The 13,417-nt window shown below is 67.5% G+C and carries 13 protein-coding genes; 5 read left to right on the forward strand and 8 right to left on the reverse strand.

What is annotated here, in order from left to right; all coding sequences use genetic code 11:
- Window positions 1-70: 70 nt before the first annotated feature.
- The 5 genes from NP552_RS10860 to NP552_RS10880 form a co-directional block, all read right to left on the reverse strand.
- Window positions 71-1,021, reverse strand: coding sequence for a FecR domain-containing protein (locus NP552_RS10860; protein WP_196932447.1), 951 nt, complete (start codon window positions 1,019-1,021; stop codon window positions 71-73).
- Window positions 1,018-1,548 (reverse strand): sigma-70 family RNA polymerase sigma factor, encoded by a 531-nt coding sequence (locus tag NP552_RS10865; protein ID WP_054915138.1) that lies wholly within the window; start codon window positions 1,546-1,548, stop codon window positions 1,018-1,020. The genes NP552_RS10860 and NP552_RS10865 overlap by 4 nt, the downstream gene beginning before the upstream one ends.
- 194 nt (window positions 1,549-1,742) lie before the next feature.
- On the reverse strand, window positions 1,743-2,999 hold the full coding sequence (locus NP552_RS10870; protein ID WP_043860917.1) for an OprD family porin: 1,257 nt from the start codon (window positions 2,997-2,999) through the stop codon (window positions 1,743-1,745).
- Window positions 3,000-3,171: 172 nt separating this feature from the next.
- Window positions 3,172-3,699, reverse strand: a complete 528-nt coding sequence (locus NP552_RS10875; RefSeq protein WP_043860916.1) for a cytochrome b — start codon at window positions 3,697-3,699, stop codon at window positions 3,172-3,174.
- On the reverse strand, window positions 3,696-4,739 hold the full coding sequence (locus NP552_RS10880; RefSeq protein WP_054915135.1) for a catalase family peroxidase: 1,044 nt from the start codon (window positions 4,737-4,739) through the stop codon (window positions 3,696-3,698). The genes NP552_RS10875 and NP552_RS10880 overlap by 4 nt, the downstream gene beginning before the upstream one ends.
- A 131-nt stretch (window positions 4,740-4,870) precedes the next feature.
- Between NP552_RS10880 and NP552_RS10885 the strand changes: the two genes are divergently transcribed.
- Together NP552_RS10885 and NP552_RS10890 are read left to right on the forward strand one after the other, a co-directional pair.
- Window positions 4,871-5,380, forward strand: coding sequence for a sigma-70 family RNA polymerase sigma factor (locus NP552_RS10885; RefSeq protein WP_116054857.1), 510 nt, complete (start codon window positions 4,871-4,873; stop codon window positions 5,378-5,380).
- Window positions 5,377-6,129 carry an anti-sigma factor family protein gene (locus tag NP552_RS10890; protein ID WP_088515176.1) on the forward strand — a complete coding sequence of 251 codons (753 nt, stop codon included), beginning with the start codon at window positions 5,377-5,379 and terminating at the stop codon, window positions 6,127-6,129. Before NP552_RS10885 ends, NP552_RS10890 begins: the two co-directional genes overlap by 4 nt.
- Here NP552_RS10890 and NP552_RS10895 read toward each other — a convergent pair.
- On the reverse strand, window positions 6,068-7,006 hold the full coding sequence (locus NP552_RS10895) for a LysR substrate-binding domain-containing protein (RefSeq protein ID WP_058541241.1): 939 nt from the start codon (window positions 7,004-7,006) through the stop codon (window positions 6,068-6,070). The two genes, NP552_RS10890 and NP552_RS10895, sit on opposite strands and share 62 nt — an antisense overlap.
- A gap of 113 nt (window positions 7,007-7,119) precedes the next feature.
- On the opposite strand from NP552_RS10895, the gene NP552_RS10900 reads away from it, so the two are divergent.
- Both NP552_RS10900 and ppnN read left to right on the forward strand, forming a co-directional pair.
- Entirely contained in the window at window positions 7,120-7,962 is an 843-nt protein-coding gene (locus NP552_RS10900; protein ID WP_058541240.1) for an SDR family NAD(P)-dependent oxidoreductase, read from the forward strand.
- 149 nt (window positions 7,963-8,111) lie between these two features.
- Window positions 8,112-9,485: a nucleotide 5'-monophosphate nucleosidase PpnN gene (gene ppnN, locus NP552_RS10905; protein WP_043860910.1), complete on the forward strand. Its 1,374-nt coding sequence runs from the start codon at window positions 8,112-8,114 to the stop codon at window positions 9,483-9,485.
- 80 nt (window positions 9,486-9,565) lie between these two features.
- On the opposite strand, the gene NP552_RS10910 is transcribed toward ppnN, so the two are convergent.
- Both NP552_RS10910 and NP552_RS10915 read right to left on the reverse strand, forming a co-directional pair.
- On the reverse strand, window positions 9,566-10,201 hold the full coding sequence (locus NP552_RS10910) for a TetR/AcrR family transcriptional regulator (protein ID WP_081315165.1): 636 nt from the start codon (window positions 10,199-10,201) through the stop codon (window positions 9,566-9,568).
- A gap of 5 nt (window positions 10,202-10,206) precedes the next feature.
- Window positions 10,207-12,621, reverse strand: coding sequence for a membrane-bound PQQ-dependent dehydrogenase, glucose/quinate/shikimate family (locus NP552_RS10915; protein WP_274096723.1), 2,415 nt, complete (start codon window positions 12,619-12,621; stop codon window positions 10,207-10,209).
- 159 nt (window positions 12,622-12,780) lie between these two features.
- Here NP552_RS10915 and NP552_RS10920 point away from each other — a divergent pair, with 159 nt between their 5' ends.
- On the forward strand, window positions 12,781-13,344 hold the full coding sequence (locus tag NP552_RS10920; protein ID WP_104572640.1) for a GNAT family N-acetyltransferase: 564 nt from the start codon (window positions 12,781-12,783) through the stop codon (window positions 13,342-13,344).
- Window positions 13,345-13,417: the final 73 nt, after the last annotated feature.

Consider the following 13,417-nt stretch of genomic DNA (forward strand, 5'->3'; position numbering starts at 1 on the left):
TGAGGAATTTTTTTTGCTGCATCAAACACTGCGCTGTGCAGGTCAAGAGCCGGCCAGACAAGGCCGGCGCCTACATCACCCGCACCCAGTACCGACCATGCCGCTCGATTCGCAAATCGAACGAGCGCGCCAGCGCCGACAGCGCTGCATCACTGTCGGTCAACGAGAAGTTGCCCGACACACGCTGCTCTGCCAGCTGCGGCGCATAGGTCAGCAACCCCGGCCGGTACCGCCCCAGCTCGTCGAGCAGATCACCCAGCCGCCAGTTCTCCACCACCAGTTGCCCCAGGCTCCACGCCGCCTGGGCCGCCGACGCCAGCTGCGGGCTATCCACCCGCTGATCACTGAACCCGCACGCCTGCCCGCTCTCCAGGCGCTGCGCCTCCCCCAGCAAGGGGCTGACCCGCACCGCATGCTCGAACACCTCGACCTCGCTGCGCCCGGCCTGCTGCGCCACGCTGAAGCGCGTGCCCAACGCCTGCACCACGCCCTGCGCGGTCTGCACCCGCAACGGCCGCTGCTGCACATCCTTGCCACTGGTAAGCAGGATGCGCCCGCGCACCAGCTGAATCAGCCGTTGCCCGCTGTCGAAGCGGATGTTCACCGCCGACGCCGTATCGAGCACCAACTGGCTACCGTCGGCCAGAGTGACGCTGCGAATTTCACCCGTGCCACTGTGCACGTCCGCCAGCAACGCCTGCGCCGGAGTACTGCGGTAGCTGGCCCAGCCACCCAGCCCCAGCCCGGTCGCCAGCAGCAGCCCCTTGACCACGCCGCGGCGGGTCAGGCCCTGGGCTTCGGCACGCTTGAAGGCATCGAACGCCAGCCCACCCGGCACACTGGCCAGTTGCCCATGCAACTGCTCGACCCGGGCCCAGGCCCAGCCGTTCTGCGGGGCACTGTCCAACCATGCCCGCCAGGCCCGTTCCAGGCCGGGGCTGGCATCGCCGGCCATGCGCTGCACATGCCAGCGGGCGGCTTCCTTGAGCGCCTGGCGCTGCGCTTCGCGGTCGTTGCTCATGGCTGCTCGTCGAAGGCGAGCAGCAGGCAGCGCTCGGTGGTCTTGTACATGTACTTCTTCACCGAACTGAGCGAAACGCCCAGCGCCGTGGCGATTTCGCCATAGGTCATGCCCAGCCAGTTGGCCATCAGGAACGCCTGGCGCGCCTTGGCGCCGCACCCGGCCAGCAGGCGGTCGACTTCGCGCAGGGTCTCGAGAATCAGCAGGCGCTCTTCCAGCGAGATCTCCTCGTACACCGGCTGGGCGGCCAGGGCCTCGAGGTAGGCCTGTTCGAGCTTCTGGCGCCGGAAGTGGTCGATCATCACCCGCCGCGCCACGGTCGCCAGGTAGCTGCGCGGCTCGCGCAGCAGGCGCACCAGCTCCAGCGACTCGGACGAGGCGAGGATGCGCACGAAGGTGTCCTGCATCAGGTCGGCGGCGCGCTGCGGGCAGCTCAGGCGCCGGCGCAGCCAGTGCTGCAACCACAGGTGATGGTGCTGGTAGAGCTGGCCGACTTCGGCGTTGGCGGGTGAGGTGGGGGCGCTCATCCTGGCGACTTCCGAGAAAAAGGATGCAGATGATAAGCATTCCCAAGAATGTTAGAAAGAGGGCAGGTGAAATAGCGCTGGGCGCATCGCGGGTCAAGCCCGCTCCCACGGGGTCTGCACCGTCCTGCAAGGCAGCGGTTTGGCTGTGGGCGGGCTTGCCCCCGCGAAAGGGCCGCCACGCGGCCCCTTGGCGATTACCACAACGCCAGCGTATACCCCACGATCAAGCGGTTCTCGTCGATATCGCTGGTCAACCCGCCACTGGAACGGAACGTCGCATTGCGCAATCGCACGCTCACGTTCTTCAGCGGCCCGCTCTGCACCACATAGGCGATGTCGGTGTCGCGCTCCCATTCCTTGCCGCCGCTCACCGTCGCGGTCTGGATATGGCTGCCATTCACATAGCGGGTCATGAAGCTCAACCCCGGCAGCCCCAGCGCGGCGAAGTTGTAGTCGTAGCGCGCCTGCCACGCATCGGTTTCGGCCTTGGTGAACACATTCACCGTCACCAGGTTGACCGAGTACGGGTCCAGCCCCGGGTAGGCGAAGTCGCCGTCCCCCGAGAGGTTCTGGTAGCCCAGGCCGAATTTGTGCGCGCCCACGCCCAGGGTCAGCATGCCGTTGAAGAAGCGGTTGTCGATGCGCCCGCCGTCCACCCGCGCAGCGGAACGCAGGTTGGCGTTGCCTTGTTCGCGGGTGTCGAAGTAGCGCAGGTCGCTGCGCAGGCTCACGCCTTCGGCCAGCGGCAGGTCATGCACCAGCCCGGCGTAGTGCTGGCGGTAGAGGTCGTGCATCTGTGCGTAGTAGTAGCTCAGCGCCAGGTTGGGGCGCAGCGCGTAGGTGCCGCCTGCCAGGTCCAGGTGGCTGCTCTGGACACCGGCATAGCTCATCTGGTCGTTGCTCGAGGAGTCGCGCAGGTTCTGTTTTTCCAGGCGGCCCACGTTCAGGGTCAGGCCGTCGATGTCCTGCGAGGTCAGCAGGCTGCCGTTGTAGGTCGAGGGCAGCAGGCGCACGTCGTTGATCGAGGCAACCGGCAAGGTGGGCTGCAAGGTGCCGAGCTTGAGCACGCTCTTGCCCAGGCGCAGCTTGGCGGTCAGGCCCAGTTCGCTGTAGTCGTGCGCCGGCTCCTGGCTGGCGCCGAACGGCAGCAGGCCGGTGCCCCGGTGCGCCTTGCTGGAGTCGAGCTTCAGGCCCAGCTCGCCCAGCGCATCCAGGCCAACGCCCAGGGTGCCTTCGGTGTAACCCGATTCCATGCGCAGGATGAAGCCCTGGGCCCATTCGCGCGCCTGGCTCTGGGGCGCGGCGTGCTGGCGAAAGTCGCGGCTGAAATAGAAGTTGCGGGCCTCCAGGCTGGCCTTGCTGTCCTGGATGAAATCGGCCTGCACAAGCAACGGCGCAAGCGCGGCGCACAGGCCGGCGCTGGCCGTCAGGGGACGGCGGGAAAACGACATGCAATCTACCTTTTGTTGTTGTTCTGGCGGCAGCCGCTGCTGCGGTGCGGGCATATAATTAACATATTATCTTTTTGCCCCGAAAGCCTTTGCAGGCTTGTGAGCGAAAAAAGTTAACGTGTTAACGTTATGCCCGTTGCCAGGTAGGTTGCCTGTTGCTGCGCCGGCGCGCTCAGCGCCCCGGCCACATGCTGCGCAACACGCCATCGCGGCGGACAAAACCGTGCACCAGTGCGGCGGCGATATGCACCAGCACGGTGGCAAACAGCAGGTACGCCAGCCAGCCGTGCAGGGCGCGCAGCAGGGCGTACAGGCGCAGGTCGTGGGGCGCGATGGCCGGCAGTTGCCACGGCAGCGGGTAGCCACCGGCCGATTGCATGCCCCAGCCGATCAGCGGCATGCCCAGCATCAACCCGTACAGCAGCAGGTGCGAAGCCTTGGCGGCCCACTGCTGCAGGCGTGGCAGGTCGCTGGGCAGGGGCGGGGTGGCGTAGCGCAGGCGTGTGGCGATGCGCAGCACCACCAGCACCAGCAGGGCCAGGCCGATGGCCTTGTGCAGGCTGACCAGCCAGGGGTGGCGGGGCGAGAGGTCGGCGACCATGCTCACGCCGACAAACAGCATCGCCAGGATCAACACGGCCATCAGCCAGTGCAGCAGGCGCGCCAACGGGTGGAAGCGGGTGGACGGGTGCAGGTTCATGGGTGGGCCCCCAGGGCGGTTTCGCGGCTGCGCCGGTTGAAGGATTCGGCATAGGCGGCCGAGCGGGCGGCCAGGATCGGGTCGGCCGAGGCCTGGATGCCGTCGGGCAGTATCAGCGGGTCGAAGTTCAGGTCACGGCATTCGCCCTGCTCGGGCGCATCGACGTGGTCGATCACCAGGGTGCCGGCATCGACCTGCTGGCGGGTGACGGGCCAGGGGCGCGCGGGGTCGTCCACCGGGTCGTCGGCGCCGGCCAGGGTCAGGCGCAGGGTCCAGCGCAGCGGGCCCTTGGCCAGGCGTTGCTGCAGGTCGTGCTGAAGGAAGTTCCTGTCGTCGACCTGGGCTGGCAACGGGGCGAAGTCGCTGTGCGGCTGCAGGCTCCAGCGCACGTACTGCACCTTGCCCGCCGCATCCACCAGGCGAAACGCGTTGATGCTGTTGAAGGCCGAGCTGGCAAAGCTGTCGGAGGGCTTGTAGTCCCTGGCCCACTGGCGGAAGGCGGCGCTTTCGGGATGCCTGGCGAAAAACGCCTGCAGGGCCGCCGGGTCCGGCTTGCCGGTGGCCGGGTCGGGCGTCGAGGCCAGCACCTGTTCGTAGAACCCTGCGGCATCGCTGACGGCCAGCACTGGCGGGGTGTTCATGCCGGTACGCCAGCGCTGACCGTCGTCGCTGCTGAACTGCAGCGCGAGGCTGCGGGTGGCGACACTGGCGTCGGCGCTGAACGGGTTGGCGCCGCCGATGGCGAAACGTCCGATCACCGGCACTCTGGATTGGCTGAACACCCGGGCCCGCGACCAGCTGGCAGCCTGGCCGCTGCTGTCGAAATAGCCGCTCACGCACAGGCCCTTGGCGTGGTTCTTTCGATAGCCGGGGTAGTGCCCGGCCTGGGCCTCGAAGGTGTCGATGATACGTTGCGGGGTCAGGCGCTGCGGGCCGATCCAGCCGGCAGCGTAGGCAAAGCTTGCGCCCAGGGCGGCGATACCCAGGCCGATGACGGCCAGGCGCAGGGTGCGGGCGCGACCGTTTAACGGAGTGCTCATGGCGGCGATCCGGTCAGTGAATGAGCTGGTACGACGCACCGCACCAGGTTTTATTCCACGCCGGCGGGAATAAATTTCGGCGGCGAGCGTCTGCCTCGTACACTGACTGCCAGCCGCCCAGAACCCCGACCATGAACGATCTTGATGACGACCAGTTGCGCGACATGCTCCAGCGCCTGCGCCGCTTTGCCTTGTGGCTGACCCGCGAGGCCAGCAGCGCCGACGACCTGGTGCAGGCCACGGTGGAGCGCGCCCTGAGCCGGCGCAGCCAGCAGCGTGGCGATGACAGCCTGCGCGCCTGGCTGTTCGCGATCCTGTACCGGCTGTTCATCGACGCCAAGCGCCGCGAGCGCCGGCATGCCCGCTGGCTGGCGTGGTTCGGGCGCGACGAGGCGGTGGGCAGCAGCACCGAGGATATCGTGCTCGCCGAGTCGGGCCTGGCCGCATTCGCGCGCCTGCCCACCGAGCAACGGGCGCTGTTGCTGCTGGTGAGTGTCGAGGGCCTGAGCTACAAGGAGGCCGCCCAGGCCCTGGACGTGCCCATCGGCACGGTGATGTCGCGCCTGTCGCGGGCGCGTGCGGCAATGCGAGAACTGGCCGAGGGCAATACGCCGCCCCCGGCATTGCGGAGGTTGAAATGAGCCGGCTGATCCCGTCCGAAGACGAGTTGCACGCCTATGTCGACGAACGCCTCGAGACGGCGCGCCGCCGCGAGGTGGAACTGTACCTGGCAGCCCACCCCGAGCAGGCGGCGCGGGTCGAGGGCTGGCGCGCCGATGCACGCCTGCTGCGCACCGCCCTGGCCGGGCTGGCCGAGCAGCCCGCGAACCCGCGGCTCGACCCGGCAGCCGTGCGCCGCGCCGTGCGCCAGCGCCATCGCCGCCAATGGGCCAGCGCGGCGATGTTGCTGGTGGCACTGGGCATCGGTGGCCTGGGCGGCTGGCAGGCGCGCGAGTCGAGCCTGCAGGCGGGCCTCGCACCGATGGCCGATGCCGTGCAGGCGCACCGCCTGTTTGCCCAGTCGGGCACATTGGACCTGAACGTGCAGCGGCCGGGGCAATTGCAGGCCTGGCTGGGCGAGCACTTTGCCCAGGCAGGGCAGTTGCCGGACCTCTCGGCCTATGGCTTCACGCCGGTGGGCGCGCGGTTGCTCAGCAACGAGCAGGGGCCGGCGGCGCTGCTGCTGTTTCAGGATGCCAGCGGCGAGCGGGTCAGCCTGTTCCTGCGTTCGCCCGGCGAGCACTATGCGCGCATGCCCAGTGGCGAGCGGGTGGACGGCGAGTTGCAGGCCCGCTACTGGTCGCAGGGCGCCTACAACTACGCGCTGGTCAGCCCGGCAGCAGAGCCGCGTGCCGCGCAGTTGCGCCAGGCACTGGGGATTGCCCTGTAGCCGGTGCGAACAGGTCCATGAAGTGGCGTGCCTGCGGGGTGCTCTGCTCCCCCGGGCACACCATGTACAGGCCCAGCGGCGGGGTGTCGTGCAGGGCACAGAAGTGCACGCCGTCCTGACGGTTGGCCCGCGCCGCCGCCTGCGGCACCAGGGCCACGCCGAACCCGCAGCCCACCAGGCTGACCAGTGTCTGCATCTGCGCCGCCTGCTGGCTGATGCGCGGGGTGAAGCCGGCGCGTTCGCACAGGCTCAGCATCTGCTGGTGAAAGCCGCTGCCCAGGGCCGGCGGGGTGAACACGAAGTCTTCGTCTGCGGCCTCGCCCAGGTGCACCGGGCCACCGTGGGCCAGTCGGTGCCCGGCAGGCACCGCCAGCAGCAGCGGCTCGTCGAGGATCAGCCGGCTGTGCAGGCGCTCGCTCAGCCCCGGCAACTGGCGCATGAAGGCCACGTCCAGTTCACCACCCAGCATGCCCTCGGCCAGTTGCGCCGAGGGTTGCTGCTGCAGGCTCAGGCGCACCTTGGGCCACTGCGCGCGAAACCGGCGCAGGGCCTCGAGCAGCGGCGGGTAGCCGGCCAGTGCCAGGCTGCCGATGCGCAGGTGCCCGCTGACCCCGTCGGCCACCTCGCGGGCGTGTTCGGCGCCCTGGTCCAGCAGGCTCAGGGTGGCGCGCGCTGTCTCGACGAAGGCCTGGCCGGCGCCGGTCAGGCACACCCCGCGCGAGTGACGGACCAGCAGTGTGCAACCGAGCTTCTGTTCCAGCCGCGCAATCGCCTGGCTCAGCGGCGGCTGGGCCATGTGCAGGCGTTCGGCGGCGCGGTGGATGTGCAGTTCTTCGGCAACGACGATGAACTGGCGTAACAGGCGGGTCTCGATCATGGCGGCGTCCCTGGCGCGGTGCGATATCTGACGGGTATCGGAACCGGCCTTCGATAGTATTCAACTTTGCGCAGCGCGCTCGATAGGCTCGACGACTTTACAGGAGAGCGCCCATGAACTTCACCCATCGCACCTTTCTCGTCACCGGCGCCGCCCGCGGCCTGGGGCTTGCCTACGCCAGGGCCCTGGCCGAACGTGGCGCGCAGGTGGTCATTACCGACCGCGGCGCCGACCGCGCCGGCTGCGGCACCGACCCCGGCCCGGTCGAACAGGCGGCCCAGGCCCTGCGGGCGGCGGGGCACCAGGTACTCGGGCACTGCGCCGAACTGGCCGATGAAGCGGCCTGTGAGGCGCTGGTGGCACGCACTGTGGAGCAGTTCGGCGGCCTCGACGGGGTGATCCACAACGCCGGCTGGGTGGGTTACCAGCCGATCGAGCAGGTGGATGCTGGCTTTGTCGAGCGCGCCCTGGCGATCAACGTGCAGGCGCCCTTGTGGCTGTGCAAGCACGCCTGGCCGCACCTGAAGGCCAGCGCCGCGCCGCGGGTGGTGCTGACGACCTCCGACCGGGCCATGTATGCGTGCTACGCGCAAACCGGGCTGGCGGCCTATGCGGCCGGCAAGATGGCGCAGCTGGGCATCATGAATGCCTTGAGCGAAGAGGGCGCCGCACACGGCATTCTGGTCAACGCGGTTTCGCCGGTGGCGCGCACGCGCATGTGGGGCGAGGAGGGCGAGCCGGATGACCTCAAGCCCGAGTGGGTGGTGCCGGGGGTGGTGTACCTGGTGTCGGACGCGTGCCAGGTGACGGGGCAGGTGCTGCGCGCCAGCAACGGGCAGTTCGTGGCCACGCGCTTCGAGGAGCAGGCGGGGGTCACCTACCCGAGGGATCTGCGCGGGGTCGAGGCGCAGCAGCCCGAGCAGGTGGCGCAGTGCTGGGCGGCGCACGGAATCTGAGGCATCGCCGGGGGATCGCGCCTACTCTTTCAGGCAGACCGTTTGCCATTGCGACCGGCCACCTGATAAAACCTGTATGCAGCATTGCGTCAGGCGTTAATACCCCGATGCCACAGCCGTTCGCTGGCGTCGTACATATGGAATCCAGAATGACCCCAAGACACGTAATCAACGCATCTGTCAGCCCCAAAGGCAGCCTGGAGACACTCTCCCAACGTGAAGTGCAGCAACTGAGCGAAGCCGGTTCCGGCAGCATCTACACCCTGTTCCGCCAGTGCGCCCTGGCCATCCTCAATACCGGCGCCCACGTCGACAACGCCAAGACCATTCTCGACGCCTACAAGGACTTCGAAGTCCGTATCCACCAGCAGGACCGCGGCGTGCGCCTTGAGCTGCTGAACGCGCCGGCCGACGCCTTCGTCGATGGCGAAATGATCGCCAGCACCCGCGAAATGCTGTTCAGCGCCCTGCGCGACATCGTCTACACCGAAAGCGAACTGGACCGCATGGGCATCGACCTGGAAAGCTCCCAGGGCATCACCGACTACGTCTTCCAGCTGCTGCGCAACGCGCGCACCCTGCGCCCGGGCGTGGAGCCGAAGATGGTGGTGTGCTGGGGCGGCCACTCGATCAGCACCGAGGAATACCAGTACACCAAGAAGGTCGGCCACGAGCTGGGCCTGCGCAAGCTGGACATCTGCACCGGCTGCGGCCCGGGCGTGATGAAGGGGCCGATGAAGGGCGCCACCATCGCCCACGCCAAGCAGCGCATGAGCATCGGTCGCTACCTGGGCCTGACCGAGCCGGGCATCATCGCCGCCGAGGCGCCGAACCCGATCGTCAACGAGCTGGTGATTCTGCCGGACATCGAAAAGCGCCTGGAAGCCTTCGTGCGCGTGGGCCACGGCATCATCATCTTCCCCGGTGGCGCAGGCACGGCCGAGGAGTTCCTGTACCTGCTGGGCATCCTGATGCACCCGGAAAACCGCGACCTACCGTTCCCGGTGATCCTCACCGGCCCGCGCAGCGCCGAGGCGTACCTGCAGCAGCTGCATGATTTTGTCGGCGCCACCCTGGGCGAGGCGGCCCATGCGCTGTACGAGATCATCATCGACGACCCGGCCCAGGTGGCGCGGCAGATGACCGAGGGGCTCAGGCAGGTCAAGCAGTTCCGCCGCGAGCGCAACGATGCGTTCCACTTCAACTGGATGCTGAAGATCGAAGAGGGCTTCCAGCGCCCGTTCGACCCGACCCACGCCAACATGGCCAGCCTGCAACTGAGCCGCGACTTGCCGGCGCACGAGCTGGCGGCGAACCTGCGCCGGGCGTTCTCCGGGATCGTGGCGGGCAACGTGAAGGACAAGGGCATTCGCCTGATCGAGGAGCATGGGCCGTACGAGATCCATGGCGATACCGCGATCATGCAGCCACTGGACAAGCTGTTGCAGGCGTTCGTGGAGCAGCATCGGATGAAGCTGCCGGGTGGGGCGGCGTATGAGCCGTGCTACCGCGTGGTGAGCTGAAGCTTCGCCGGCAAGGCCGGCTCCTACAGACGGTGCACGACCTGTAGGAGCCGGCCTTGCCGGCGAATGGGCCAAAACGATCAGCCCTGCTGCAAACGCCTGAGCACCAACCCGGTCAGCTCATCGATCATCGGCCGGAACGCTTCGGCCGTGCAGTGCTGCCCGAGCATCACGGTGCGTGTGGTGAGGTGCGAGAACAGCGCATCGAACAGCACGTGCGGCAGTTCCGACAGCGATGCATCCGCGGCCACTGCCCCTTGCCCGCGCTGGCCTTCGAGCAAGCGCAGAATCAGCGAATGCCACACCTGCGGGCCATGCTCGTACCAGGTCTGGCCCACTTCGGGCACATGCGCCGTGCCATTGACCACCAGGCGGTAGAACGCCACGTGCCGCGGGCTGGTGACCACCGCCACCAACTGGTCGAGGATCAGCCGCAGCCCCTCGGCCAGGCCCACGGTGCTGGTGTCCAGCTGGCGCAGGTCGATGATGAAGTCGTCGCACAGGTACTCCACCACCGCCACCAGCAGCTCGTTCTTGCTGCCGAAGTAGCGGTAGATGGTGGCCTTGGAACCGCCTGCCGCGGCTACGATGGCGTCCATGCTGACGCCATCGTAGCCGTGCTCCAGAAACAGCTCGCTGGCGGTCACCAGCAGGTTGCGCCTGCGCTCCACACTTCGGCTCGTAGGGGAAGTCGGGGCACGGTGCAACGGGGTCATGGGCGCTACTCTTTGTCAGGGAGCGCGTACGCTATCACGTAATCCCCGCGATCTGGAGACTGGCGCGCACCGCCGGCCACCACCACCACGTACTGACGGCCCGAGCGCGGCGACACGTAGCTCATCGGCGTGGCCTGGCCGCCGACCGGCAGGCGACCCTTCCACACTTCCTCGCCCGTGGCGATGTCCAGTGCCCGCAGGTAGTAGTCCTGGGTACCGGCATAGAACACCAGCCCGGCACCGGTGCTCACGCCGCCGCCCAGGGTGGGCATGCCCAGCGGGATCGGCAGGTTGGCACGCACGCCATTGATCACCGCGTCCTGCACCGTACCGGCCGGACGTTCCCAGACCTGCTTGCGGGTTTTCAGGTCGATGGCGGCGAACACGCCCCATGGTGGGCTCTGGCAGGGGATGCCCAGTGGCGAGTTGAAGGCCTTGTGGTCGATCACGAACGGCGTGCCGTCCATCGGGTAGGTACTGCCCACGCCGTGCCCGGACTTGAGGTGCGACAGGTCGACGTTTTCACGCTTGACCAGCTTGACCACCTGCGGGATGCGGATGTCGTTGAGGAACAGGTAGCCGTTGCGCTCGTCGATGGCCGCGCCGCCCCAGTTGAAGCCACCGTAGTAACCCGGGTAGATCAGGGTGTCGCGGGTACTCGGTGCGGTGAACTCACCCTCGTAGTTGAGCTCGCGGAAGTTGATGCGGCACATCAGCTGGTCGAAGAAGGTCGCGCCCCACATGTCCTGTTCGGTCAGCGGTTCGGCGCCCAGCGCCGGCATGCCTACCGAGTAGGGTTGGGTCTTGGCTACCCAGTCGCCTTCGGCATGGGCCTGGGGCACGGGTTTTTCGACCACGTCGGCAATCGGCTTGCCGGTGCGACGGTCGAGCAGGAAGATCTGCCCGCGCTTGGTCAGCTGGATCAGCGCGGGGATCTTGCCGCCCTTGCCGTCCGGCACGTCGTACAGCGCCGGCTGGGCAGCCACGTCGTAGTCCCAGATGTCGTGGTGCACGGTCTGGAAGGTCCAGCGCTCGCGGCCGGTGGCCATGTCCAGGGCAACCACGGCAGACGAGTATTTCTCGGTCAGCGCCGGGCGATCGCCACCCCAGAAATCGGGCTGCTGGTTGCCGGTAGGCAGGTAGACCAGGCCCAGTTCGTCATCGAACGCCGGGGTAGACCACATGTTCGGCGTGCTGCGGGTATAGGTTTCGCCCTCCGGTGGCAGCTTGGTGATGGCCGGGTTGCCCAGGTCCCACGCCCATACCAGTTCGCCGGTATCGGCGCTGAAGGCACGCACCACGCCTGACGGTTCGTCGGTGGAGCGGCCATCGAAGACCCAGCCGCCGAGGATGATCAGGTTGCGTGCCACGGTGGGCGCGGAGGTGTAGGCGTAGTACGGCACGCCTTCATCCACCAGGCCCAGGCCCTGGGTCAGGTCGACCGAGCCCTTGTCGCCGAAGTCTTCGCACGGCTTGCCGGTGTCGGCGTCGATCTCGATCAGCCGTGCATCCATGGTGACCTGCACGATGCGCTTGGCGCACACACCACCCGTGGCGCGTGGGGCGGGTGCCAGGTCAGCGAACTGGAACGGCTTCTGGACCTTGGCCGGCTCGTAGTAGCCAAGGCCGCGGCAGCGGTTCCAGGTCTTGTCGTTGGCGGGCTTGGAGTCGAAGGTCCAGCGCTCCTTGCCGGTGTCGGCATCCAGCGCGATGACCTTGCTCAACGGGGTGCAGGTGTACACCGTGTCGGCGATCTGGATCGGCGTGTTCTGCGACTCGGAGGCGCCTTCGGCGATCTCGCCGGTGCGGTAGGTCCAGGCCACCTGGAGCTTGTCGATGTTGCCCTTGTTGATCTGGTCCAGCGGCGTGAAGCGCGTGCCCTGCGGGCCGTTGCTGTAGTGCTGCCAGTCCTGGGGGGTGCCGGCCGTGGTGGCCGGGGTGTCGAGCACCGGTTGGGTGGTGGCGTGCATGACCCCGTGCGGCACGAAGGTCGAGGCGCCGCCGGCCACCAGGGCCAGCCCGAACAGGGCGGCGCAGGCATGGCTGAGGCCACGTTGACGGCCGCCGGCCAGGTACGGATGCAACACCGCCGCCACCAGGCCGATCACCAGGAACGGCGCCAGGCGCGGCACCAGTGGCCAGAAGCGCAGGCCGACTTCCCACAGCGACCAGATGACGGTGGCGCCGAACACCAGCGCCATCAGGCCGGCGCCCAGCGGCTTGCGCCGGGCATAGAGCACACCGGCCAGCAGCATGCCCAGGCCGGCCAGCAGGTAGTACCACGAGCCGCCGAGGGTGGCCAGGCGCACACCGCCGACCGCCAGGGCCAGGCCACTGAGGCCGAGCAGGGTACCGAAGGTATAAAAGGCAAGGCGAGTTGAAGCAGGGGCAGGGGCCCCCGGGTTATCTGTGTTTTTCATTCCTGTTTGTCCATGACACGACCCCAGCTGCGCGGGCATGGGGGCGTGGATTCATGTTTAGTACTGTACGGTACAGTTTTATTTTGAACCTGTTCAGGCGGCAATGAAAGACAAAATGTCGCACCGGTGAAATTTTTTGTGACAATCATCGGGATCAGGATGAACAGCAAGGGGAGTGCAGACATGGTGTTGCAGGTGGTGGCGAGTACGCCCAGGACGGTGGTGGTGATGCCGGATGCGGTGTTGGCGCCGTGGGTGAACCAGGCGTTGATCGACAGCTTTGTGCTGCACCAGCCGTTTTTGCCGTGGGCCAAGGCCGCACCGGCGTTGCAGGACACGCGCAACAACCTGCGCCAGGCGTTGCTGGACCACGCGCGGGTGGCGGCCGAGAAACGTTACTTCATTCTCACGGCCGATCAGACCGCGGTGATTGGCTGTGCGGGACTGCACCCGGACCCTGCGGGCGAGCATGCGCATGTGCTGGGGTACTGGGCCAACGTCGGGTACAGCGGGCAGGGGTTGATGAGCGAAGGCATCGGCGCGCTGCTGGCGGCGCAGGATTTCGGCACCCTGCGCCTGACCGCGGCGTCGGTGAACGGCGCCAGCCATGGGCTGGCCAGGGCGCTGGGGTTCGAGGTGGTGCGGGTGGTGGAGGGTGTGCGCGATACACCGTGGCATGGGGTGCATGACACCTGGATATTCGAGCGCAGGGTTGAGGGATGATTGAGGCGGGGCTGCCTTGCAGCCCATCGCGGGTCAAGCCCGCTCCCACAGGTATTGCGATGTTCCTGGGGCC

This window comes from Pseudomonas sp. 8209, from assembly GCF_028682105.1.
GTDB lineage: Bacteria > Pseudomonadota > Gammaproteobacteria > Pseudomonadales > Pseudomonadaceae > Aquipseudomonas > Aquipseudomonas palmensis.

What these genes read in the sequence shown, in the direction of transcription:
- ppnN (WP_043860910.1), top strand. Translation starts at nt 8,112, where the DNA reads ATGACCCCAAGACACGTAATCAACGCATCTGTCAGCCCCAAAGGCAGC.
- NP552_RS10875 (WP_043860916.1), bottom strand. Translation starts at nt 3,699, where the DNA reads ATGAACCTGCACCCGTCCACCCGCTTCCACCCGTTGGCGCGCCTGCTG.
- NP552_RS10885 (WP_116054857.1), top strand. Translation starts at nt 4,871, where the DNA reads ATGAACGATCTTGATGACGACCAGTTGCGCGACATGCTCCAGCGCCTG.
- NP552_RS10865 (WP_054915138.1), bottom strand. Translation starts at nt 1,548, where the DNA reads ATGAGCGCCCCCACCTCACCCGCCAACGCCGAAGTCGGCCAGCTCTAC.
- NP552_RS10895 (WP_058541241.1), bottom strand. Translation starts at nt 7,006, where the DNA reads ATGATCGAGACCCGCCTGTTACGCCAGTTCATCGTCGTTGCCGAAGAA.
- NP552_RS10860 (WP_196932447.1), bottom strand. Translation starts at nt 1,021, where the DNA reads ATGAGCAACGACCGCGAAGCGCAGCGCCAGGCGCTCAAGGAAGCCGCC.
- NP552_RS10910 (WP_081315165.1), bottom strand. Translation starts at nt 10,201, where the DNA reads ATGACCCCGTTGCACCGTGCCCCGACTTCCCCTACGAGCCGAAGTGTG.
- NP552_RS10890 (WP_088515176.1), top strand. Translation starts at nt 5,377, where the DNA reads ATGAGCCGGCTGATCCCGTCCGAAGACGAGTTGCACGCCTATGTCGAC.
- NP552_RS10920 (WP_104572640.1), top strand. Translation starts at nt 12,781, where the DNA reads ATGAACAGCAAGGGGAGTGCAGACATGGTGTTGCAGGTGGTGGCGAGT.
- NP552_RS10880 (WP_054915135.1), bottom strand. Translation starts at nt 4,739, where the DNA reads ATGAGCACTCCGTTAAACGGTCGCGCCCGCACCCTGCGCCTGGCCGTC.
- NP552_RS10900 (WP_058541240.1), top strand. Translation starts at nt 7,120, where the DNA reads ATGAACTTCACCCATCGCACCTTTCTCGTCACCGGCGCCGCCCGCGGC.
- NP552_RS10915 (WP_274096723.1), bottom strand. Translation starts at nt 12,621, where the DNA reads ATGAAAAACACAGATAACCCGGGGGCCCCTGCCCCTGCTTCAACTCGC.
- NP552_RS10870 (WP_043860917.1), bottom strand. Translation starts at nt 2,999, where the DNA reads ATGTCGTTTTCCCGCCGTCCCCTGACGGCCAGCGCCGGCCTGTGCGCC.